At 68.9% G+C, this 23102-nt stretch carries 14 protein-coding genes; 12 read left to right on the top strand and 2 right to left on the bottom strand.

Annotated elements, in window-relative coordinates; all coding sequences use genetic code 11:
- Positions 1-135 precede the first annotated feature (135 nt).
- Both CRP49_RS01730 and CRP49_RS01725 read left to right on the top strand, forming a co-directional pair.
- On the top strand, positions 136-1137 hold the full coding sequence (locus CRP49_RS01730; RefSeq protein ID WP_097251834.1) for a lytic polysaccharide monooxygenase: 1002 nt from the start codon (positions 136-138) through the stop codon (positions 1135-1137).
- A 340-nt stretch (positions 1138-1477) separates the two neighbouring features.
- Positions 1478-4741, top strand: a complete 3264-nt coding sequence (locus CRP49_RS01725; RefSeq protein ID WP_097251833.1) for a GH92 family glycosyl hydrolase — start codon at positions 1478-1480, stop codon at positions 4739-4741.
- Positions 4742-4801: 60 nt separating this feature from the next.
- Here the strand turns inward: CRP49_RS01725 and CRP49_RS01720 are convergent, their stop codons facing one another.
- Positions 4802-8545: a GH92 family glycosyl hydrolase gene (locus tag CRP49_RS01720; RefSeq protein ID WP_097251832.1), complete on the bottom strand. Its 3744-nt coding sequence runs from the start codon at positions 8543-8545 to the stop codon at positions 4802-4804.
- A gap of 413 nt (positions 8546-8958) precedes the next feature.
- On the opposite strand from CRP49_RS01720, the gene ngcE reads away from it, so the two are divergent.
- The 3 genes from ngcE to CRP49_RS01705 are packed head-to-tail and all read left to right on the top strand — an operon-like array spanning position 8959 to position 12290.
- A complete protein-coding gene (ngcE, locus tag CRP49_RS01715; protein WP_097251831.1) occupies positions 8959-10404 on the top strand; it encodes an N-acetylglucosamine/diacetylchitobiose ABC transporter substrate-binding protein in 1446 nt (481 codons plus the stop codon).
- Positions 10405-10432: 28 nt separating this feature from the next.
- Positions 10433-11359 (top strand): carbohydrate ABC transporter permease, encoded by a 927-nt coding sequence (locus CRP49_RS01710; RefSeq protein ID WP_097251830.1) that lies wholly within the window; start codon positions 10433-10435, stop codon positions 11357-11359.
- Between the two features lie 4 nt (positions 11360-11363).
- The gene (locus tag CRP49_RS01705; protein ID WP_097251829.1) at positions 11364-12290 is read left to right on the top strand and encodes a carbohydrate ABC transporter permease; all 927 of its coding nucleotides are present in this window, start codon (positions 11364-11366) and stop codon (positions 12288-12290) included.
- A gap of 6 nt (positions 12291-12296) precedes the next feature.
- On the opposite strand, the gene CRP49_RS01700 is transcribed toward CRP49_RS01705, so the two are convergent.
- Positions 12297-12620, bottom strand: coding sequence for a hypothetical protein (locus CRP49_RS01700; protein ID WP_257033294.1), 324 nt, complete (start codon positions 12618-12620; stop codon positions 12297-12299).
- Between the two features lie 1317 nt (positions 12621-13937).
- Here CRP49_RS01700 and CRP49_RS01695 point away from each other — a divergent pair.
- The 7 genes from CRP49_RS01695 (at position 13938) to CRP49_RS01665 (ending at position 23093) form a co-directional block, all read left to right on the top strand.
- Positions 13938-15149: an ROK family transcriptional regulator gene (locus tag CRP49_RS01695; RefSeq protein WP_094221953.1), complete on the top strand. Its 1212-nt coding sequence runs from the start codon at positions 13938-13940 to the stop codon at positions 15147-15149.
- Between the two features lie 134 nt (positions 15150-15283).
- Complete coding sequence (locus tag CRP49_RS01690; protein ID WP_097251828.1) at positions 15284-16384, top strand: sugar ABC transporter substrate-binding protein; 1101 nt, start codon at positions 15284-15286, stop codon at positions 16382-16384.
- Between the two features lie 188 nt (positions 16385-16572).
- On the top strand, positions 16573-17364 hold the full coding sequence (locus CRP49_RS01685; protein ID WP_179851468.1) for an ATP-binding cassette domain-containing protein: 792 nt from the start codon (positions 16573-16575) through the stop codon (positions 17362-17364).
- Entirely contained in the window at positions 17361-18662 is a 1302-nt protein-coding gene (locus CRP49_RS01680; protein ID WP_097251826.1) for a sugar ABC transporter permease, read from the top strand. The genes CRP49_RS01685 and CRP49_RS01680 overlap by 4 nt, the downstream gene beginning before the upstream one ends.
- Before the next feature lie 241 nt (positions 18663-18903).
- Positions 18904-19356 carry a hypothetical protein gene (locus CRP49_RS01675; protein WP_097251825.1) on the top strand — a complete coding sequence of 151 codons (453 nt, stop codon included), beginning with the start codon at positions 18904-18906 and terminating at the stop codon, positions 19354-19356.
- Positions 19357-19486: 130 nt separating this feature from the next.
- Positions 19487-21415: a 1-deoxy-D-xylulose-5-phosphate synthase gene (dxs, locus tag CRP49_RS01670; protein WP_097251824.1), complete on the top strand. Its 1929-nt coding sequence runs from the start codon at positions 19487-19489 to the stop codon at positions 21413-21415.
- A 151-nt stretch (positions 21416-21566) separates the two neighbouring features.
- Positions 21567-23093: an amino acid permease gene (locus CRP49_RS01665; RefSeq protein ID WP_097251823.1), complete on the top strand. Its 1527-nt coding sequence runs from the start codon at positions 21567-21569 to the stop codon at positions 23091-23093.
- Positions 23094-23102: the final 9 nt, after the last annotated feature.

Here is a 23102-nt window from a genome sequence, read left to right as displayed (position 1 = left end):
GGTGGGAGCGCTCCCATAGGTCCCGATGGCCCTGTCGCGGCCCAGGTGGACCGGAACCCGCCCGGACCGCACGGGCGCGCTTCCGCCCTGTCCTCCTACCGTACGACTGCGACCACGCTCAAAGGTGGATATGTCATGTCTACGACAACCCAGCCGGGCCTCCCGAAGCGCCCCCGATTACCCCACCCCACCCGCGACGCAGCCCTCCTCCTCGTCCTCCTGGCCCTGCTCACCACCTTCCCCGCCCTCGGTCTGATCCTCGCCGCGAGCACCCCGGCCTCGGCCCACGGCACGCCCATGAAGCCGGGCAGCCGGACCTTCCTGTGCTGGCAGGACGCGCTCACCGACACCGGGGAGATCAAGGCCGTCAGCCCGGCCTGCAAGGCGGCGCAGCAGGCGGGCGGCACCACGCCGTTTTACAACTGGTTCTCGGTGCTGCGCTCGGACGGCGCCGGCCGCACCCGCGGCTTCGTGCCGGACGGCAAGCTGTGCGGCGGCGGCAACCCCAACTTCACGGGCTTCGACCTGGCCCGCGACGACTGGCCGGTGACCCATCTGACCGCGGGCGCCACGGTCGACTTCTCCTGCAACGCCTGGGCAGCACAACCGGGTTGGTTCTACGTGTACGTCACCAAGGACATCTACGACCCGACCAAGCCGCTCACCTGGGACGAGATGGAGGACCAGCCGTTCCTGACCGTCGACCACCCGCCGCTCAACGGCACCCCGGGCACGGTCGAGGCCGACTACTCCTGCTCCGACGTCGTCTTCGACGGCGGCAACGGAGAGGTCACGGGGGTCCACGACCCCGGCCACCCCACCGAACCCCCGCCCGGCACCTGCACCGCGAGCCGGAAGACCATAGGCACCTGGCCCGGCGGCTACCAGTCCGAGGTGACGGTGACCAACAGCGGTGACGTCCCGATGCTCGGCTGGATGGCCGACTGGACGCTGCCCGCCGGCCAGTCGGTGGCCAGCCTCTGGAACGGTAACGCGACTTACACCGGTCAGGACGTGATGGTCCACAACGCCGACTGGAACGGCTCGCTGAGTCCGGGGCAGAGCACGACGTTCGGCTACGTCGTCCAGGGCTCCGGCGGTGAAGATTCCACCACCCTTCCCTGTCAGGTCGGTTGAGCCGCTCTGGGCGGACCCGGTGGCCGTGCGCACCGGGTCCGCGAGCCGGGCAGGTGAGGGGGGTGTGTCCCTGCCCGGGTGGTGCTGGCTTGTGGCGGTGAGGCCTGGGCGGGCCTCGACCGTGTGGGGCGCGACAACGTTGTCGTATGGTCTGTACATGACTCTACCGCCTCAACCGACAACGATGTCAACCCACTTGGGGTAGCCCGACCGGGTGATCCCGGCGCGCGCCCGCCGGGGCGTACGCGGTCTTCCGTGCTACGGGTGGCGCACGTTACTGTCCCTGCGGCTTGTGCGACCTGTGGTGCGCGACCCGTCCGTCAGGAGGAAGGGCCGCGCCATGCGATTCCGTCCCACGTCCCTGCTGCTGGCCGCGGTGCTCGCGACCGGCGCCACCCCCGCCCTCGCGGCGACCGCAGCTCCCCCCAGTCTCGTCAAGGACCCGACCCCGTACGTCGATCCGCTGATCGGCACCAGAAACGGCGGCAACGTCTTCCCGGGCGCCGTCGTGCCGTTCGGCATGTTCTCCTTCAGCCCGGAGAACACCAGAGGCGACGCCACGCGTACGGCCGCGCCCGGCGGTTACCAGTACGACGCCACCCGCATCCGCGGCTTCAGCCTGACCCACATGTCGGGCACCGGGTGCGCGGGCGGCAGCGGCGACATCCCGCTCTTCCCGTACGCGGGCGAGGTCACCTCCTCCCCGGCGAGCGACACCAAGGACGCCGTCTACGCCTCGGACTTCCGGCACGCCGACGAGACCGCCGAGCCCGGCCACTACCAGGTGGGCCTCGCCTCCGGCGTCACCGCCGACCTCACCGCGACCACCCGCACGGGCTCGGCCCGCTTCACCTACCCGGCGGACAAGCCCGCCTCGCTGCTCGTGCGCACCGCCAACTCCGAGGTGGGCTCGGAGGACTCGACGGTCACCGTCGATCCGGCGACCCGGACCGTCTCCGGCTCCGTCACCTCCGGGAACTTCTGCGGCTACCTCGACCCGGAGGGCCGACGCTCCTACTACACCCTGTACTTCACCGCCCGCTTCGACCGTGACTTCACGGCCACCGGCACCTGGCAGGACGACAGGCTGAGCCCCGGCTCCCTGCATGCCTCCGGCGGCACGGGCGGCTTCTCGCACGGCGGCCGGCCGGTCGCGGGCAAGGGCGCCGGAGCGTATGTGCGGTTCGCGCCCGGCACCGGCCCGGTGAACGTCAAGGTCGGCATCTCCTACGTCAGCCAGGCGGGCGCCGAGGCGAACCTCGCCGCGGAGAACCCGCCGGGCCGTTCCTTCGACGCCGTCCAGGACGCGGCGCGGCGGGCCTGGCGCGACCGGCTGGACGCGGTCCGGGTCGGCGGCGGCACCGAGGCCGAACGCACCACCTTCTACACGGCGCTGTACCACTCCCTGCTGCATCCGAACGTCATCAGCGACGCCGACCGCAGATACCGTGGTGCGGACGGCAGGCCGCACACCGTCGACCGGCGCCACCACGCGCAGTACGGCACCTTCTCCGGCTGGGACGTCTACCGCGACCAGGTGCAGCTGCTCACCCTCCTCGACCCGCGCACCGGCTCCGACATCGCCCAGTCGCTGTACGAACTCGCCGGGCAGAACGGCGGGATCTGGGACCGCTGGCTGCACGGCGCGAGCGGCACCCACGTCATGAACGGCGACCCCTCGCCCACCGCCCTGGCCGGCATCCACGCCTTCGGCGGCACCGACTTCGACCTCAAGGGCGCCCTGGACTCACTGGTCAGGGCGGCGACCGTACCCACACCGCAGGACCTGTCCGCGGCCGGCAAGCCGGTGCTGTCCGTGGGCCAGCGTCCGTCGCTCGACAAGTACCTGAAACTCCACTACATGCCCAGCGTCTCCAACGCCTGGGGCGGCGCCGCCGAGACCCTGGAGATGTCCACCGCGGACTTCTCCCTCGCCCAACTCGCCGCGGCGGCGGGGGAGAAGGACACGGCGGCCGCCTTCGCCCGCCGCGCCCAGTGGTGGCAGAACAACTTCAACATCGCGGCCGACCCGAGCGGCGGCTACGTCGCCAACCGCAAGGCCGACGGCAGCTGGGTCACCGGCTTCACCCCCGACACCGGCAACGGCTTCGTGGAGGGCACGGCCGCCCAGTACACCTGGATGGTCCAGCACGACCCGGCGGGCCTGTTCGCGGCGCTGGGCGGCACGGACAAGGCGCTGGCCCGGCTCGACGACTTCTTCCACACCGGCGACGGAGACTGGGCCTTCACCGGCCAGGGCGGCACCAAGTCCGAGCTGGACAACGAGCCGTCCGTCAACGTGCCCTACCTGTACGACTACGCGGGCGCCCCCTACAAGACGCAGGAGACCGTCCGCGCGGCGATGCGCCGGCTCTGGTCGACCGAGCCCGGCGGCATCCCCGGCAACGACGACCTCGGCGCGATGTCGTCCTGGTACGTCTTCTCCGCGCTCGGCATGTACCCGCAGGTGCCCTCCCGGGCCGAACTCGTCCTCGCCTCACCTCTGTTCGAGCGGATCGAGATCGACCGCCCCCAGGGCAACCACATCTCCATCCGCGCGACGGGAGCCGCGGCCGACGCGCCGTACATCCGGTCCCTGAAGGTCAACGGGCTGGCCGGCGACCGGCCTTGGCTGCCCGCCTCCTTCGTGCGCGACGGCGGCCGCCTCGACTACACCCTCTCCACCACGCCCGACCGCACCTGGGGCGCGGCCTCCCCGCCGCCGTCCTTCCGGGAGGGCGAGCAGCCGTACCAGATCGGGGTCGGGCCCACCGCCGCCACGGTCGCACCCGGTGACAGCGCGAAGATCGGCATCCGCGCGCTGGCGCTGAGCGGCGGCACCGGCCCCGAGGTGCGCTTCCGGGTCGAGACCCCCTCCGGAGTCACGGCCACGCCCGCCGAGGGCACGGTCACCGACGGCTCCCAGGAGATCACCCTCACCGCGGCCGAGGACGCCGGCCAGGGCTTCTCCTCCGTCAAGGTCACGGTGACCTCGGGCGACACCTCCTACGAGCAGCCGGTCTCCCTCACCGTGGCCGCACCGGGCACCCTGCTCGCCGCCTACAACAACACCGGTGTCTCCGACGACGAGGGCGAGCACGACGAGGCCGACTTCGACGGCGGCGGCTGGAGCTACTCCCGCCAGGCCCTCGCCGAGGCCGGACTCACCCCGGGCGGGCAGGGCACGGTCGACGGTCTGACCTTCACCTGGCCGAACTCGCCCGCGGCGCGCCCGGACAACGCCTCGGCCACCGGCCAGACCATCGAACTGGCCAGCCCCACAACCCAGTTGTCCTTCATCGGCAGCGCCGTCAACGGCAACCAGCAGACCGAGGCGACCGTCACCTACACGGACGGCACGACCGACACCGTCGACCTCTCCTTCACCGACTGGACCGTCGGCGGTGGCGGCGGCACCGTCCAGTACGGCAACGAGGTCGTCGCCAAGACCGCGTACCGCAATGTCGCGGGCGCCGACAAGGACCCGGTGGCGACGTACGTCTTCGCCACCAAGCCGTTCGCGGCACCGGCCGGCAAGTCCGTCCGGAGCGTCAAGCTGCCGGAGAACACGGACCTGCACGTGTTCACGCTCGCCACCGGCTGAGCGCCGCACACACGACAGGGGGCGGACCCGAGCGGGCCCGCCCCCTTCTCCGTGCCGCGGTCAGGCCAGCAGCTCCACCTCCGCCAGCGTCGACTCGCCGTCGAGGACCAGGCGGTACTTCGCGTACGAGCCCGGGGAGGCGATGGTGAACGCCCGGGTCTGGCGGTCCCAGGTGAACGCCTCGCCGGAGCGGTGGTCCAGGGTCTTCCAGGTCGTGCCGTCGGCGGAGCCCTGCAGGGTCCAGCCGGTCGGCGCCCTGGTGTGGTCCGCCGCCGAAGTGAGCGTGTACTGGACGGGCTCGACGGCATCGCCGACCGGCAGGTCCACCGAGGTGACCGTGGCGCTCGTCGCCGATGTGTTGTCGAACAGGGCGCCGTCACCCAACAGCGCGTCCGCGCGGGGGGTCGGCACCTTGTCGTCCTGGGTGATGGAGGCCGGCGCCGCGTTCTTGCCCGTGCCCCAGGTCGAGGGCTTGGACCCCATGAAGAACTCCAGCACGCCGCCCTTGGCCAGCAGTGAGTGGGGGAGCGAAGTCGACGTCCAGGGGCGGCCGTTGACCGTCACGCCCTGCACGTACACGTTCTGCGCGCTGTTGCGCGGCGCCTTGATCACCAGATCCCGGCCGTTCTCCAGGTGCACGGTCGCCTTCTTGAACAGCGGGGAACCGATGGCGTACTCGCCGCTGCCCATGACCAGCGGGTAGAAGCCCAGCGAGGAGAAGAGGTACCAGGCCGACTGCTCGCCGTTGTCCTCGTCGCCGTGGTAGCCCTGCCCGATCTCGCTGCCCGTGTAGAGCCGGGACAGCGCCTCGCGGACGTTCGCCTGTGCCTTCCAGGGTTCGGCGGCCGCGTCGTACATGTAGATCACGTGGTGCGCGACCTGGTTGGAGTGGCCGTACATGCCCATGCGGACGTCCCGGGCCTCGGTCATCTCGTGGATGACACCGCCGTAGGAGCCGACGAAGTCCGGCGAGGCGGTCTCCGGGGTGGAGAAGTACGCGTCGAGCTTCTCCGCGAGGCCGCTCCGGCCGCCGTACAGGTTGGCCAGGCCCCGGCTGTCCTGCGGGGCGGTGAAGGCGTAGCCCCAGCCGTTGGTCTCCGTGTAGTCGTAGCCCCACACGCGCGGGTCGTACTTCGCGGAGTCCGTCCGCCAGTCGCCCCTGGCGTCACGGCCCTGGAAGAAGCCCGCCTTGGAGTCGAAGAGGTTGACGTAGTCCCGGGCGCGGTTGAGGAAGTACTGGGACTCCTCCTGGTAGCGCCTCTCGCCGGTCTTCTTGTAGAGGGCCTCGCCCATCCTGGCGATGCCGTAGTCGTTGACGTAGCCCTCCATCGCCCACGACAGGCCCTCGTGCGTGTCGGTGCTGGTGTAGCCGAGGAACGGCGAGGTGCTCATGCCCTTGCGGCCCACGCCCGAGGACGGCGGAACGACCGTCGCGTTCTTGACCGCCGCGTCGTACGCGGCCTTCGCGTCGAAGTCGACGCCCTTGACGTAGGCGTCGGCGAACGCCACGTCCGAGGAGGTGCCGGTCATCAGGTCGGCGTAACCGGGGGAGGACCAGCGGGAGGTCCAGCCGCCGTCCTTGTACTGCTGCACGAACCCGTCGACCATCTCGCCCGCCTGGGACGGCGTCAGGAAGGAGTAGGCCGGCCACGTGGTCCGGTAGGTGTCCCAGAAGCCGTTGTTGACGTACACCTTGCCGTCGACGATCTTCGCGCCGGTGTGCGTCGGGGTGTCCGGGCCCGGCATGGGCGAGAAGGGGGAGGCGTACTGCGCCTTTCCGTCGACCGTCTCGAAACCGGAGTTCGGGTACAGGTACAGCCGGTACATGCTGGAGTAGAGCGTGGTCAGCTGGTCCGGGGTCGCGCCCTCCACCTCGACCTTGCCGAGCAGCTTGTCCCAGGTCCGCTGGGCCTGCGCCTTGACGGTGTCGAAGGACGTGCCGTCCGGGATCTCCTGGCGCAGGTTGTCCTTCGCCTGGTCGACGCTGATCAGGGAGGTGGCAAGGCGCAGGGTGACCGTGCGGTCCGCGCCCGCGTCGAACCGCAGATAGCCCTTGACCCCGCTGGAGGCGCCGTCCGTCACCGGCTTGTCGAAGACGCCGTACACGAACAGCCGGGTGGCGCCCGTCGAGAGGCCCGACTTCACGTCCGAGTAGCCGGTGACGATCCCGTGCTCCTTGTCCAGGGTCAGGCCCGCCTGCTCGGTGACGTTGTCGAACAGCACACTCGCGTCGTCGCCCGGGTAGGTGAAGCGCAGCGCGGCCGCGTGGTCGGTCGGCGTCATCTCCGCCTTCAGGCCGTTCTCGAACCTGACGCCGTAGTAGTACGGCCGCGCGGTCTCGTTCTCGTGCCGGAAGGCCAGCTCCCGTGCCTCACGGCCGGTGTCCGGGGTGCCGGTCACGGCGGACGGCATCAGCTGGAAGGTCTGCCGGTCGCCCATCCACGGACTCGGTTCATGGCTCGCGCTGAACGCCTGGATCGTCGGCAGGTTGTCGCTGTTGTTCGCACGTGCGTACTCGTACAGCCAGCTCAGCGAAGACGCGTTGGTCACCGGCGTCCAGAAGTTGAAGCCGTGGGGGAGGGCCGTGGCCGGGAAGTCGTTGCCGCGCGAGAAGCTGCCGCTGGAGTTGGTGCCGCGGGTGGTCAGCGCGTAGTCCGACAGGTGCGCCTTCGGCTTCTCCGGGGCCACCGGCCTGAGCGCCACGTCGTCTATCCAGCCCCGGAACTTCGCCGGGCCGTTCGGGGAGTCGTACGCCACCAGGATCCGGTCGACGGTCTTGCCGGCCGCCACGGAGCCGATCCGCGAGGCCACGTTGTTCCACTGGTTGACGTAGAGCACCTTCGCCGCGCCCTGCCCGCGCGGCGACAGCGGGAAGCCGTGCTGGTCCCGCGCGCCCAGGTCGCTCAGATAGGTGCCGTCGGTGAAGGCCAGGTCCACGGAGACGTTGGTGGCGTCGTAGTCGCGGTCACCGTCGGCCATCGACGGGAAGATGCGGTACGACAGCTGCGTGTCGGCGCCGACCTTCACGTTCACGTCGAAGACCTTGTTGTACGAGTACGCCCGGCCGGCCGCCGTGTGCCGTCCGGCGTAGCGCAGGGCCCGCTTGCCGGTGAAACCGGCCCGCGCCTTGGCCGTGGGCGAGCCGCTCGGGCCCTTGTCCACCAGCGACAGCATGTCCTGCGGCACCGGGCCGCCCCCGCCGCCGGTCGAGAACTGCACGTCGGCGATCTGCAGGATGTCCGGGGCGCCGTTGTTCTTCGTCACGTCCAGCCGGAAGTGCTGGTACTCGCCCGGCTGGGCCAGGTCGTACGACTTGGTCTGGAAGCGCTCCGGGAAGGACTCGCCGGAGCGGGTGTCGATCGTCTTCCAGTCCTTGCCGTCCGTCGAGCCCTGCAGCGTCCAGTCCTTCGGGTCGCGCTCGTCGAAGTCGTTGGCCGAGGTGAGCGCGTACGTCACCAGCTTGACGGGCTTGTCCAGGTCGAACTCGACCCAGCCGGTGGGCTGGAAGGTCAGCCACTTGGTGCCGGGCTCGCCGTCGACGAGGTTCTCCTTCACCTCGCCCGCGCCCTCGTTCTCGCCACTGGCCCGGACCTCGGTCACATGGTCGGTGACATTGCCCGGAATGCCCGTGCTGTAGCCGCCGTCCACACCCGAGGCGCGCTTGCTCCCGTCCGCCGTCGTGTCGACGGTGTTGAGCCAGTCCGGCACCGGGTCACCGGTCTCGAACGAGGATGCGAACTCCTGGTCGGCGGCCGCGGCCCTGGCCGGCAGGGCGACCGCCGCGCCCTGCGCGCCGACGGCCATGACAAAGGCGGCCGTGAGGACGACCGCCGGACCGTATCTGTGCCGAGTTCTCCGCTGCCTCTTCCGCTGCATCTACGGATTCCCCTCCTGCGCTCCGCTCTGGACAACGTTGTCAACTTCGTGCGCAGGAACCAGTAGGTGGTCAAGTGGCCCCTGATGTCAAGGGTGTTGGGTGTGGCATTCAGGGGCCTATGTCGCCGATTTTTCGGCCGCGGTACCCACAGGCCGCTCATATTTCCGAGAGGTCTCAACTCGGAAAAGACCCACTGCCAACCTTGCATTCGATCTTGCTCCGCTGGCGGGAAGTGGACTATACCTGTCGGCGTTTCCCGCATGACCCTGCACTACCCGACCGCGGTGCCGGGGAGGATCCGGTTCACCGCCTGAGTCCTGGAGAAGGCGAGGACTTGAGCATGGGATCCACTGCGCACCACGGTGGCGAAGGTGTCGGCCGCCGCGATCTGATCAAGCGTTCGGCCGCGATCGGTCTGGTGGCCGCCCCCGGAATGGGGCTGCTGTCCGCCTGCGCGAGCAGCGGCGGCTCCGGACAGGACAAGGCGAAGACGGGCAAGAAGACCGCGAAGAACCCGCTCGGCGTCAACGAGACCGCGAAGATGGAGTTCGTCCTCTTCGACGGCGGTTTCGGCAAGGAGTACGCCCAGGACGCGGTGAAGATCTATCAGAAGGACTTCCCCAAGGCCACGGTGAAGTTCTCCGCCACCCAGAAGATCCAGTCCACGCTCCAGCCCCGCTTCAATCAGGGCAACCCGCCGGACCTCATCGACAACTCCGGCGCCGAGCAGATGGACATGGGCGTGCTCGTCGGTAAGAACCAGCTGGCGGACCTCACCCCGCTGCTGGACGCGCCCTCGTACGACGACCCCAGCAAGAAGGTCCGCGACACGCTGCGCCCCGGCATCGTGGAGATGGGCCAGTTCGACGGCAAGCCGGTCTGGATCCTGTACTACGCCTACACGGTCTACGGCGTCTGGTACTCGCAGAAGGCGCTGGACTCGCTGGACGCCACGTACCCCGAGACCTGGGACGAGATGCTCGCGGTCTGCGAGAAGGCCAAGAAGAAGGGCATGGCGGGCTGGACGTACGCGGGCAAGTACCCGTACTACATCCCCTTCTCGCTGTACCCGATGATCGCCAAGGTCGGCGGCCGCGAGGTGCTCGACGCCATCGACAACCTGGAGCCGAACGCCTGGAAGCACCCGGCGGTCAAGGCGTGTTTCGAGGCCTACTACGAGCTGTACAAGAAGGGCTACATCCTCAAGGGCACCCCGGGCCTGGACCACATCCAGTCGCAGACCGCCTGGGCCAAGGGCAAGGCGCTGTTCATCCCGAACGGCTCCTGGGTGGAGAACGAGTCGGCCAACGTCATCCCGGCCGACTTCAACCTCGCGGTCTCCGCGCCCACCGGCATCGACAGCTCGGACAAGATGCCCTTCGGCACCATCTGGGCCTCCGGCGGTGAGCCCTTCGTCGTCCCGGCCAAGGCGGCCAACGCCGAGGGCGGCATGGAGCAGCTGCGCATCATGCTCTCCGAGGCGTCCTCGAAGAACTTCACCGCCAAGGTGAAGTCGCTGACCGCGTACAACGGCGGCACCACCGGCATCACCCTCACCCCCGGTCTGAAGTCGGGTGTGGCGGCGCTGGACAAGGCCGGATCCAACGTGGTGAACCCGCGGCTGCAGGACTGGTACGTACAGCTGCAGAAGGAGAAGATCGGTGTGGCCGGTCTCGGCGAGATGATGGCCGGCCGCCTCACCCCGGCCGAGGCGGTCAAGAAGATCCAGGGCTTTGCCGACGAGGCCGCCAAGGACACCTCGATCAAGCACTACAAGCACCAGTAACCAGCACCTTTACCGCACCGGAGTGGCGATGCAGCACGGCAAGTACCGGTTCATCGTGGGGTTTCTGGCACTGCCCCTGGGACTGTACGCGCTCTTCGTGGTGTGGCCGTTCATCCAGTCCATCTACTACTCGTTCACGGACTGGACCGGCCTCAGCCCCGAATTCAAGATGGTCGGCTTCGACAACTACAAGAGGATGTTCCACGACGACATCTTCTGGAAGTCGTTGCAGCACAGTCTGCTCTTCGCTCTGGTGCTGCCACTGGTGACCATCGGTCTGGCGCTGTTCTTCGCCTTCATGATCAATGTGGGCGGACGGCGGAGAAGGGGCGGCCCCGTGATCTCCGGGGTCCGGGGCTCCTCCTTCTACAAAATCGTCTATTTCTTCCCGCAGGTGCTGTCGATCGCGATCGTCTCCCTGCTGTTCGCCTTCGCGTACAACCCGGACAGCGGCGCGATCAACTCACTCCTGCGCGGTGTCGGCCTCGACAGCGTCCAGCCGCTCTGGCTGGGCGACCCGAGCCTCGCGCTGTGGTGCGTGATGGCGGTGCTCGTGTGGTCCACGGTCGGCTTCTTCGTGGTCCTGTTCTCGGCGGGCATGGCGTCGATCCCGGCCGAGCTGTACGAGGCGGCCCTGCTGGACGGCGCGGGCCGGGCCACCACGTTCTTCCGCGTCACCCTGCCGCTGCTGTGGGACACGGTCCAGTCCGGCTGGGTCTACATGGGCATCCTCGCGCTCGGCGCCGAGTCGTTCGCGGTCGTACAGATCATGACGACCGGGCCGGGCGGTCCCGACTACTCGACCACCGTGATGGTCCTGTACGTGTACCAGAAGGCGTTCCGGGACGGTCAGGCCGCCTACGCCACCACCATCGGCGTCGCCCTGCTCGTCGTCACGCTCGCGTTCGCCGCGATCGTGATGCGGCTGGGCCGTCGCGAGCGGCTGGAGTACTGAAGCGATGAAGACGACCGAGACCTCCGCCCCGCTGCCGGCCGAGCCCGGCGCGACCGTCTCCAAGGTCGACGTGCCGCCGGCGCTGCCCGCCGGCCGGAAGAAGAAAGAGGGCACCGTCCTCAACGTCTTCTCCCACGGCATGCTGATCCTGTGGGCGTTCATGGTGGTCATGCCGCTGCTGTGGGCGGTGATGACCTCCTTCAAGGACGACGGCGCCATCTTCAACTCGCCCTGGTCCCTGCCGGACAAGCTGCACTTCGACAACTGGGCGCGGGCGTGGACCGACGCCAACATGAGCGACTACTTCCTGAACACCGTCCTGGTGGTCGGGGGCTCGCTGATCGGCACCCTGGTCCTCGGCTCGATGGCGGCCTACGTCCTGGCCCGCTTCGACTTCCCCGGCAACCGGTTCATCTACTACCTGTTCATCGGCGGCATGAGCTTCCCGATCATGCTGGCGCTGGTCCCGCTGTTCTACGTCGTGAACAACATGGGGCTGCTGAACACGATCCACGGCCTGATCCTGGTCTACATCGCGTACTCGCTGCCGTTCACGGTCTTCTTCCTCACCGCCTTCTTCCGCACCCTGCCCACATCCGTGGCGGAAGCGGCCTTCGTCGACGGCGCCTCGCACACCCGTACGTTCTTCCAGATCATGCTGCCCATGGCCAAGCCGGGCCTGATCAGCGTGGGCATCTTCAACTTCCTGGGCCAGTGGAACCAGTACATGCTCCCCACGGTCCTCAACACCGACCCCGACAAACGCGTCCTCACCCAGGGCCTGGTCCAGCTGGCGGCCAGCCAGGGCTACAAGGGCGACTGGTCCGGTCTCTTCGCCGGCCTGGTGATGGCGATGCTGCCGGTCCTGGCGGCGTACATCATCTTCCAGCGCCAGGTGGTCGCGGGCCTGACGGCGGGCGCGCTGAAGTAGCGGCCCTCACGAGGAGCGCACCCAGCTCAGCTGTGCCTCGCTCAGCGGGGGAGCGAACCCTTCCGGAAACATCAGCATGCGCGGATCCGGCCACATGTTCTCGGCCCCGTGCTCCGCACAGTGCAGCGCGATGACGTGATCCCCTTCCCCACAGGCCTCGTGCCGGTAGGCCCGATCATGCGCCCGGCAGACGTACCAGACCGACGTGCAGTTGTCCCCGCCCCCCGGCTCATGAAATCCGGGATCCCGCACGATCACGGTCACCGGCTCCTGCCGGTTGAACCGGGGGATGGGCCGGGGATCACGCCACAACAGCCGGGGTGGAAGCATCTGCCCATCCTGCCGCGCGGCCTGTCTGCCCGGGCCCGGGCCCGGGTCCGGCTCCCGAAGGAGCGCTCTGTCGCCGGACTGCCGAGCAGGGGTATGCGCGGGGGATGCTCTCGGAGTCCTGCGCGGGTGGTCGCCCTGTGGCCGCCCGCTGGTGCAGGCCGCCGGGCGGGTCCGGCTCTCGGAGCGGCGCGCGGTCGCTGAGCAGGGGTGTGTGCGCGGGATGCCCTGGGAGTCCTAGGCGGGTGGTCGCCCTGTGGCCGCCCGCTGGTGCAGGCCGCCGGGCGGGTCCGGCTCTCGGAGCAGTGCCACGTCGCCAGGAGCCGAGCAGGGGTACGTGCGCGACGCTCCCCGAGTCCTGTGCGGCCATCCGTCTTCGCGGGCCTCGCGCCCGCTCGCCGTGCCGCCCACCAGCCGGGCACTCGCGCACCGAGCCCAGCGCCAGGTGCCGAGGCGGCCCGGCCGAACGCGCGCGGCGGCGGCGTACGTCCAGCCGCTCAAGGCGCGGCCGCCGGCATCGCTCGCCTCGGTCGCGCGCCGCCCGACGGATGGCCGCCGAACCCGCCGGGCGGGTCCGGCTCTCGGAGCAGTGCCACGTCGCCGGGTGCCGAGCAGCGGTACGTGCGCGACGCTCCCCGAGTCCTGTGCGGCCGCCCGTCTTCGCGGGCCTCGCGCTCGCCCACCGGCCGGGCGCTCGCGTACCGGGCCCGGCCGTCCAGTGCCAGGTGCCGGGGCGGCCTTGCCGAACGCATGCGGCGGCGTACGTGGCGGCGGCTCATGGCGGGAGCCACGGTGCGCGAGGGGAGGCCGTCGTCTCGGTCGCGCGCCGCCCGTCGGATGGCCGCCGAACCCCCAGGGCGGACCCCCGCGCCCGCATGCCGTCGGCCGACGTCGTCGAACCGGTAGGAGCTTGATGGACGGGAGTCGGACCGGCTCGCGGAACAGTGACTCTTCGCACCTGCGATTCGCACGCTGCCGTCCGGTCGTCGGTCACGGCACGGTCACGTTCCGCCGCCCGGGATTCCGGGGCTGAACGATCCGCCGGCCCCCGCACGCCAACTCTTCCGCACCCCTCGATCCCCGCCCGGAAGCCCTGTCGGAACGTGCTTCCGCCCTGCTCGGGGGTGGCGTACACGTGTCGTGGGGGTGTCCGGTGCGGAACCGGAGAAGCGAGAGCGATTTCCGTCAAGGACTTGACTGCGGTAACCCGTACAGCCGAGCTTGGAGTTCATAACTTGTAAGTGGCCCGGTTCTGCAGATGTGACTTGGGCCACGGGCGGCGCAGGGGCCGCCCGGCCGATGGCGGGAGTGGATGGGTCGATGGAGACTCCGGGGTCGCAGTCGTCGCTGCACCGAGCCAACCTGGAACGAGTCGTACGGGCCGTGCGGCTGGCAGGGTCGCTCACGCAGGCGGAGATCGCGCGGACGACCGGCCTGTCCGCGGCGACGGTCTCCAACATCGTGCGGGAGCTGAAGGACGGCGGGACCGTCGAGGTCACGCCCACGTCGGCGGGCGGACGACGGGCCCGCAGCGTGTCGCTGAGCGGGGACGCCGGCATCGTGATCGGCGTCGACTTCGGGCACACGCACCTGCGCGTCGCGATCGGGAACCTCGCGCACCAGGTGCTGGCCGAGGAGTCCGAGCCGCTGGACGTCGACGCCTCCGCCACACAGGGCTTCGACCGGGCGGAGGAGCTGGTCAACCGCCTGATCGCGGCCACCGGCGTGGATCGGTCCAAGGTGGCGGGAGTGGGGCTGGGCGTGCCCGGTCCGATCGACGTCGAGTCGGGGACGCTCGGGTCCACCGCGATCCTGCCCGGCTGGGGCGGCACCAAGCCCGCCGAGGAGATGCGCGAGCGCCTCGGTGTGCCCGTGCACGTGGACAACGACGCCAACCTGGGCGCCCTGGGCGAGCTGGTCTGGGGCAGCGGCAAGGGCGTGCGCGATCTCGCCTACATCAAGGTCGCCAGCGGTGTCGGCGCCGGTCTGGTCATCAACGGGAAGATCTATCGCGGCCCGGGCGGCACCGCAGGCGAAATCGGACATATTACACTCGACGAATCCGGCCCGGTCTGCCGTTGCGGGAACCGTGGCTGCCTGGAGACCTTCGCGGCCGCGCGCTACGTGCTCCCGCTGCTCCAGTCCAGCCATGGCACCGACCTGACGATGGAAGGCGTCGTACGGCTGGCCAGGGACGGAGACCCGGGCTGTCGTCGGGTGATCGCCGACGTCGGCCGCCACATCGGCAGTGGAGTGGCCAATCTCTGCAACCTTCTGAACCCGAGCCGGGTGGTCCTGGGCGGTGATCTCGCCGAGGCCGGAGAGCTCGTTCTCGGGCCCATCAGGGAGTCTGTCGGCCGCTATGCCATCCCGAGTGCGGCGCGCCAACTGTCTGTTCTCCCGGGGGCACTTGGGGGCCGTGCCGAGGTGCTCGGAGCGCTTGCTCTCGCACTCAGCGAGATGGGCGATTCGACCCTTTTGGACGGCTCTGCTGCCGGCACGCTGTCCGCCGCCACGCCTGCCTTCACTTAGAGAACGATTGGCACCGTTGCCATCTCGTTAAGGATTTACTTCTTGACGTCGCACGTGTGGCCGAGTTGACTTCCAGCCACCTCGGCCGCAACGACGCGGCCTCGTCAGGGAGGTTTCAAAGAGTGAACATGCGTATGCGTCGTGCGGCCTTCGCCGTTGCTGCTGGTGCCATGGCCGTCTCGCTGGCCGCCTGTGGCAGTGCCAAGGAGTCGAAGGGCAGCGACAGCTCTTCCTCGGCGCCCGCCAAGGGCGACAACATCAAGGTCGGCCTCCTCCTTCCGGAGAACAAGACCGCCCGCTACGAGAAGTTCGACAAGCCGCTGATCGAGAAGAAGATCAAGGAGCTGACGAACGGCAAGGCGGACTTCCAGTACAACAACGCCCGTCAGGACGCGAACCTGCAGGCGCAGCAGGTCGACACCATGATCACCAACAAGGTGGACGTCCTGATCCTGGACGCGGTGGACGCCAAGGCCATCCAGAACTCCGTCCAGAAGGCCGTGGACGCCGGCATCAAGGTCGTCGCCTACGACCGCCTCGCCGAGGGCCCGATCAGCGCCTACACCTCGTTCGACAACGAGGAGGTCGGCAAGACCCAGGGCACCGCCCTGCTGAAGGCGCTGGGCAGCAAGGCCACCAAGTCCTCCAAGATCGTCATGATCAACGGCTCGGTCACCGACCCGAACGCCGCCCAGTTCAAGAAGGGCGCCCACGCCGTCCTCAACGGCAAGGTGACCATCGCCAAGGAGTACGACACCAAGGAGTGGTCGCCGGACAACGCCAACTCCGAGATGGAGTCGGCGATCTCCGCGGTCGGCAAGGACAAGATCGCGGGCGTCTACTCCGCGAACGACGGCATGGCCGGCGGTATCATCACCGCCCTGAAGGCCGCGGGCGTCTCCGTCCCGGTCACCGGCCAGGACGCCGAGCTGGCCGGTGTGCAGCGCATCGTCACCGGTGACCAGTACATGAGCGTCTACAAGCCGTACGCCCCCGAGGCCGACGCCGCCGCCGAGATGGCCGTCGCGCTCGCCCAGGGCAAGTCGCTCGACACGGTCGCCAAGGACAAGGTCTCCTCCGGCTCCGCCAAGGACGTCCCGTCGGTCCTGGTCCCGGTCACCGCGCTGACCAAGGACAACATCAAGGACACTGTCATCAAGGACGGCGTCTACACGGCCGCCGAGATCTGCACGGGCAAGTACAAGTCCGCCTGCGACAAGCTCGGCATCAACTAAGCAGCCCCCCAAGTCCCTTCCCGATCACGGGCATTCGCACTTGAATGCCCGTACGGGACCGGACGGACTGCCCAAGTCTCCTCCGGTGCCCCGCGCATCAGACAGCCCCGCAAGCTCGGTGCGGGGCGCCGGACGGAACTCCCCCCAAACTTCTGCACAACCTCCCGCCGGGTCAGGCGGCGAAGGAGATGGTTCACGTGTCCGCTACGCCCGTGCTGGCGTTGCGCGGGGTCTCCAAGCGGTTCGGTGCCGTTCAGGCGCTCACCGACGTAGAGCTTGAGGTCCACGCCGGTGAGGTGGTCGCCCTCGTAGGCGACAACGGTGCCGGAAAGTCCACGCTGGTCAAGACGATCGCCGGCGTGCACCCCATCGATGAGGGCGTCATCGAGTGGGATGGCAAGTCCGTTTCGATCAGCAGGCCGCACGACGCCCAGGCCCTGGGCATCGCGACGGTGTACCAGGACCTCGCGCTGTGCGACAACATCGACGTGGTCGGCAACCTGTTCCTCGGCCGTGAGCTGAGGAAGTGGGGTGTCCTCGACGAGGTCGAGATGGAGCGCCGCTCCCGCGAGCTGCTCACCACGCTGTCGATCCGCATCCCGAGCGTCCGCATCCCGATCGCCTCGCTCTCCGGCGGTCAGCGCCAGACGGTGGCCATCGCGCGTTCGATGCTCGGCGACCCCAAGCTGGTCATCCTCGACGAGCCCACCGCCGCCCTCGGTGTCGAGCAGACCGCCCAGGTCCTCGACCTCGTGGAGCGCCTGCGCGAGCGCGGTCACGCCGTCATCCTCATCAGCCACAACATGGCGGACGTGAAGGCGGTGGCCGACAAGGTCGCCGTGCTGCGCCTCGGCCGCAACAACGGCGTCTTCGAGGTCAAGTCGACCTCGCAGGAGGAGATCATCTCCGCCATCACCGGCGCCACCGACAACGCCGTGACCCGCCGTGCGGCGCGCACGTCCGGGGAGGTTTCCAAGTGAGCATCGACAAGACCTCCGCGAACGTGGACGAGACCCCCGACGCGCCCGTCGTGAACCCCGAGGCCCCCGCCGCCGCGGTCACCGCGGTCGACCCGCGCCTGCTGGTGCGCGAGCAGGGTCTGCTCGGCTACTGGACCGAGTTCAAGCGCAAGATGAAGGCCGGCGAGCTGGGTTCCCTCCCGGTCGTCCTGGGCCTCGCGATCATCTGTGTGATCTTCCAGGTCCTGAACTCCGAGTTCCTCTCCGCGCAGAACATCAGCAACATCACGGTCACGATGGTCGGCACGGGCATGATCTCCGTGGGCATCGTCTTCGTGCTGCTGCTCGGCGAGATCGACCTGTCGGTCGGCTCGGTCAGCGGCGCGGCCAGCGCCCTCGCGGCCGTCCTCACGGTCAACCAGGGCTGGCCCGAGTGGCTGGCCGTGCTCGTCGCCATCGCCGTCGGTGCCGCCATCGGCGCGCTGCACGGATTCTTCTTCGCGGTGCTCGGCGCGCCCGCCTTCGCCGTGACCCTGGCCGGTCTGCTGTTCTGGCTGGGCTTCATGCTCAAGGTGCTGGGCGAGGACGGCACGATCAACCTCGACAGCGACGGTCTGATCGGCAAGCTGACCACGTACACCTTCACGGACGTGGCCGCCGCCTACGGGCTCGCGGTCGCCGTGGTCGCGCTGTTCTTCATCAGCTCCTTCCTGGGCAACCGGCGCCGGGAGTCCGCGGGCGTCCCGTCCCGGCCGCTCAGCGACACGATCCTGCGCACGGTCCTGCTGGCCGTGGTCTCCTTCGCCGCGGCCTACATGTACAACCAGTACAAGGGTCTGCCGCTGGCCACCGTGATCTTCGTCGCGTTCCTGGTCGGCACGGACTTCGTGCTGCGGCGCACCGCCTACGGTCGCAAGATCTTCGCGCTCGGTGGCAGCGTGGAGGCGTCCCGGCGTGCGGGCATCAACGTCACCGCGGTGCGGATCTCCGTGTTCGCGATCTCCGGTGGGTTCGCCGCGATCGGTGGTCTGTTCCTGGCCTCGAAGATCGCGTCGGCCAACCAGAGCGCGGGTACGGGTGACCTGCTGATGAACGCGATCGCCGCCGCGGTCATCGGCGGTACGTCGCTCTTCGGTGGGCGTGGTCGTACGTGGAACGCGCTGCTGGGTGTGCTGGTGATCGTGTCGATCCAGTACGGCCTTCAGCTGGAGTCCATCGCGGAGCCGGTGAAGTACATGATCACCGCGGCTGTGCTGTTGACCACTGTGGTCATCGACTCCATCACTCGTAAGACGCAGAAGACGGCGGGCCGCGCGTAACGCCCGCCGCCGAAGGGCCCGGCGCCACCACTGGGATCCCCATGGTGGCGCCGGGCCTTTTCATGTGTTCCGGCGGTGTTCTTTTGTCGCGGCATATCGCGTGGTTTTCTTTCCGCCCCTTTTGGGTGCTTGTCGCTCCCTTTCGAGGCCGCCCCTTTTTTCATTGCCGCAAGATGATCTTGCATGCTACGCTCCGGCCGTTCTTTTCAAAGTGTTCGACCGAGGCGAAGGAATTTCTGGTATGAAGCGGATATGGGGCATTCTCGTGGCCGTTCTGGCCCTTCTCGGGGGCGGCCTGATGCTCGCACCCGCGGCGCAGGCCAGCGGCTACGGTTGCAGCGGCAACCTGATCGACAACTACCCGGTGACCTACAGCGGCAGCACGTTCGGCAACGTCTACCTCTATTACGACTCGTCCACCGGAAAGAACTGTGCGGTGACTGTCTCCAACAGTTCGCACGGTTATGGCAGCTCGAAGTGGATGCTTGTCGAGCTGGAAAAGTGCACCCAGACCGTCGACACCGGCACGTGTAGCAGCTATTCGCCCGCGCAGGAGGTCAAGGACCAGGGCAACTACCTCTACCAGGCGGGCCCGGTCAGCATTTCGGCCGCCGGCCACTGCATCCTCATTTACGGTCGCATCGACTGGGCCGGTAACACCGGTGGTGCGTTCGACATCGGCCACTGCGGCTGACGCACGACGTACGACGCCAGCGCCCGGCCCTGCGAAGGTGCCGGGCGCTGTCGTGTCGCGCAAAGCATGAACATTAGACTCGGGCGAGCCCGGCAACAGCTCGATCAGCTCTACTTGCAAGGAGGCACGGGTGCCGCTGCTGACCCGCATCAGGGGACCGCGCGATCTGGACCGGCTCAGCCTGGAGGAGCTGGACCAGCTGGCAGGGGAGATCCGGACCTTCCTCGTCGACGCCGTCGCCAAGACAGGCGGCCACCTCGGCCCCAACCTGGGCGTGGTCGAGCTCACCATCGCCCTGCACCGCGTCTTCGAGTCCCCGAAGGACAAGGTGCTGTGGGACACGGGCCACCAGTCCTATGTGCACAAGCTGCTCACCGGCCGGCAGGACTTCTCCAGGCTGAAGATGAAGGGCGGCCTGTCCGGCTACCCGGCGCAGGCCGAGTCCGAGCACGACGTCATCGAGAACAGCCACGCGTCCACGGTGCTCGGCTGGGCCGACGGCATCGCGAAGGCCAACCAGCTGAAGAAGCGGGACAGCCACGTCGTCGCCGTGATCGGTGACGGTGCCCTGACCGGCGGTATGGCCTGGGAGGCGCTCAACAACATCGCCGAGGCCAAGGACCGTCCGCTCGTCATCGTCGTCAACGACAACGAGCGCTCCTACGCCCCGACCATCGGCGGTCTCGCCAACCACCTGGCGACCCTGCGCACGACCGACGGCTACGAGCGCTTCCTCGCCCGGACGAAGGACATTCTCGACCGCACCCCGGTCGTCGGAAAGCCGCTGTACGAGACCCTGCACGGCGCGAAGAAGGGGCTGAAGGACTTCATCGCCCCGCAGGGCATGTTCGAGGACCTGGGTCTGAAGTACGTCGGCCCCATCGACGGACACGACATCGAGGCGCTGGAGTCCGCGCTGGCCCGGGCCAAGCGGTTCGGCGGTCCGGTCATCGTGCACTGCCTGACCGAGAAGGGCCGCGGCTACCAGCCCGCCCTCCAGGACGAGGCCGACCGCTTCCACGCCGTCGGCAAGATCCACCCGGACACCGGTCTGCCGATCGCCTCCTCCGGCGCCGACTGGACCTCGGTGTTCGGCGAGGAGATGGTCAAGCTCGGTGAAGAGCGCGAGGACATCGTCGCCATCACCGCGGCCATGCTCCAGCCGGTGGGCCTGGACCGCTTCGCCAAGCGATTCCCGGAACGGGTGTACGACGTCGGGATCGCCGAGCAGCACGGCGCCGTCTCCGCGGCCGGCCTGGCCCACGCCGGTGTGCACCCGGTCTTCGCCGTCTACGCCACCTTCCTCAACCGCGCCTTCGACCAGGTGCTGATGGACGTGGCCCTGCACAAGTGCGGGGTGACCTTCGTGCTGGACCGGGCCGGCGTCACCGGCACCGACGGCGCCTCCCACAACGGCATGTGGGACATGTCGATCCTGCAGGTCGTACCGGGGCTGCGGCTGGCCGCCCCGCGCGACGCCGACCAGGTGCGCGCGCAGCTGCGCGAGGCCGTCGCCGTCGAGGACGCGCCGACCGTGGTGCGCTTCTCCAAGGGCGCCGTGGGTCCCGCCGTACCGGCCGTGGGCCGTGTCGGCGGCATGGACGTGCTGCGCGAGCCGGGCACCGACCGCCCGGACGTGCTGCTGGTCTCCGTCGGCGCTCTCGCCCCGATGTGCCTGGAGATCGCCGGCCTGCTCGACAAGCAGGGCATCTCCACCACCGTCGTCGACCCGCGCTGGGTCAAGCCCGTCGACGAGGCGATGGCTCCGCTCGCCGAGCGGCACCAGGTCGTCGTCACCGTCGAGGACAACAGCCGCGTCGGCGGTGTCGGCTCGGCCGTCGCCCAGGCCCTCCGGGACGCGGGCGTGGACGTGCCGCTGCGCGACTTCGGCATCCCGCCGCGCTTCCTCGACCACGCCTCCCGCGCCGAGGTCATGGCCGAGATCGGGCTGACCGCGCCCGACATCGCCCGCCAGGTCACCGGACTGGTAGCCAAGCTGGACGGCCGGTTCGACCGTACGGCCGACGAGGTGGACTCCGTAGAACCCGCTCGCGACTAGGCACGTACGGGACAAGCACCCGTAGGGCCGGTTTCGCCCCCTCCCAGGTGGCGGACCCGGCCCTTTTGCGTTTACCTGCCTGTGCCGGGGCATACGCATCCCCAGCCCTCTCGATCATGTCGAGGACGACGAGCGTGTGGGAGGAAGGCCCGTGAGCAACAGCCTCTTCCGAACGAAGAAGGTCGAACAGTCCATCCTCGATACCGAGGAGCCAGAGCACGCGCTCAAGAAGTCCCTGACCGCGCTGGATCTGACCGTCTTCGGCGTCGGTGTCATCATCGGCACCGGCATCTTCGTCCTCACCGGCAAGGTGGCCAAGGAGACCGCGGGCCCCGCGGTCTCCTTGGGTTTCGTCGTGGCCGGCGTCGTCTGCGCCCTCGCCGCGCTGTGCTACGCGGAGTTCGCCTCCACGGTCCCGGTGGCCGGCTCCGCGTACACCTTCTCGTACGCCTCCCTCGGCGAACTGCCCGCCTGGATCATCGGCTGGGACCTGGTCCTGGAGTTCGCGCTCGGCACGGCGGTGGTGGCCGTCGGCTGGTCCGGCTACATGCGCTCGCTGCTGGACAACGCGGGCTGGCACCTGCCCGCCTACCTCGGCGGCCGGGACGGGGCCACCGGCTTCGGCTTCGACATCCTCGCCGCCGCGCTGGTCCTGGTGCTCACCGCGATCCTCGTCATCGGCATGAAGCTGTCCGCGCGGGTCACCGAGGTCGTCGTCGCCATCAAGGTGACGGTCGTCCTGATCGTGATCGTCGCCGGTGCCTTCTTCATCAACGGCGACAACTACAAGCCGTTCATCCCCAAGGCGGAGACCGTGCCGGCCGGCGGCAACCTCAAAGCGCCGCTCATCCAGCTGATGTTCGGCTGGGCGCCGTCCAACTTCGGTGTGATGGGCATCTTCACCGCCGCCTCCGTGGTCTTCTTCGCCTTCATCGGCTTCGACGTCGTGGCCACCGCCGCCGAGGAGACCAAGAACCCGCAGCGGGACATGCCGCGCGGCATCCTCGGCTCCCTGTTCATCTGCACGGCGCTGTACGTGGCGGTGTCCATCGTCGTCACCGGCATGCAGCACTACACCAAGCTGTCCGTCGACGCCCCGCTCGCCGACGCCTTCAAGGCCAACGGCCACCCCTGGTACGCGGGCGCGATCAGCTTCGGCGCCGTCATCGGCCTGACCACGGTCTGCATGATCCTGCTGCTCGGCCAGACCCGGGTCTTCTTCGCGATGAGCCGCGACGGCCTGCTGCCCCGCTTCTTCTCCATCGTCCACCCCCGCTTCCGGACCCCGCACCGGCCGACCATCCTGCTCGGCGTGCTCATCGCCGTGATCGCGGGTTTCACCAGCCTGAGCGAGCTGGCCGAACTGGTGAACATCGGCACCCTGTTCGCCTTCGTCGTCGTCGCGCTCGGCGTGGTCATCCTGCGTCGCACCCGCCCGGATCTGCACCGCGCCTTCCGCACCCCGTGGGTGCCGTTCATCCCGATCCTGTCCGTCGCCGCCACACTGTGGCTGATGCTCAACCTGCCCGCCGAGACCTGGCTCCGGTTCGCCATCTGGATGGTCATCGGCTCCTTTGTCTACTTCCTCTACGGCCGCTCGCACAGCCGCCTCGGCCGGCGCGAGGAGACCACCGTCGGCGAGGTCATGCACCGGCCACCGAAGGGCGACGCCGAGTAACCCGGCACG

Origin of the sequence: Streptomyces sp. Ag109_G2-15 (genome assembly GCF_900215565.1) — a bacterium.
GTDB classification, from domain to species: Bacteria; Actinomycetota; Actinomycetes; order Streptomycetales; family Streptomycetaceae; genus Streptomyces; species Streptomyces diastatochromogenes.
The sequence above is the reverse complement of the archived record's forward strand: the minus strand, read 5'-3'. Positions and strand labels throughout refer to the sequence as shown.

Excerpts from the sequence above, each read along its gene's own strand:
- CRP49_RS01720 (WP_097251832.1), bottom strand. The coding sequence starts at position 8,545 with ATGGCCGTCGGCGCGCAGGGCGCGGCGGTCGCCCTGCCGGCCAGGGCC.
- ngcE (WP_097251831.1), top strand. The coding sequence starts at position 8,959 with ATGGGATCCACTGCGCACCACGGTGGCGAAGGTGTCGGCCGCCGCGAT.
- CRP49_RS01710 (WP_097251830.1), top strand. The coding sequence starts at position 10,433 with ATGCAGCACGGCAAGTACCGGTTCATCGTGGGGTTTCTGGCACTGCCC.
- CRP49_RS01725 (WP_097251833.1), top strand. The coding sequence starts at position 1,478 with ATGCGATTCCGTCCCACGTCCCTGCTGCTGGCCGCGGTGCTCGCGACC.
- CRP49_RS01705 (WP_097251829.1), top strand. The coding sequence starts at position 11,364 with ATGAAGACGACCGAGACCTCCGCCCCGCTGCCGGCCGAGCCCGGCGCG.
- CRP49_RS01695 (WP_094221953.1), top strand. The coding sequence starts at position 13,938 with ATGGAGACTCCGGGGTCGCAGTCGTCGCTGCACCGAGCCAACCTGGAA.
- CRP49_RS01685 (WP_179851468.1), top strand. The coding sequence starts at position 16,573 with ATGGTTCACGTGTCCGCTACGCCCGTGCTGGCGTTGCGCGGGGTCTCC.
- CRP49_RS01690 (WP_097251828.1), top strand. The coding sequence starts at position 15,284 with ATGCGTCGTGCGGCCTTCGCCGTTGCTGCTGGTGCCATGGCCGTCTCG.
- CRP49_RS01730 (WP_097251834.1), top strand. The coding sequence starts at position 136 with ATGTCTACGACAACCCAGCCGGGCCTCCCGAAGCGCCCCCGATTACCC.
- CRP49_RS01700 (WP_257033294.1), bottom strand. The coding sequence starts at position 12,620 with ATGCTTCCACCCCGGCTGTTGTGGCGTGATCCCCGGCCCATCCCCCGG.
- CRP49_RS01675 (WP_097251825.1), top strand. The coding sequence starts at position 18,904 with ATGAAGCGGATATGGGGCATTCTCGTGGCCGTTCTGGCCCTTCTCGGG.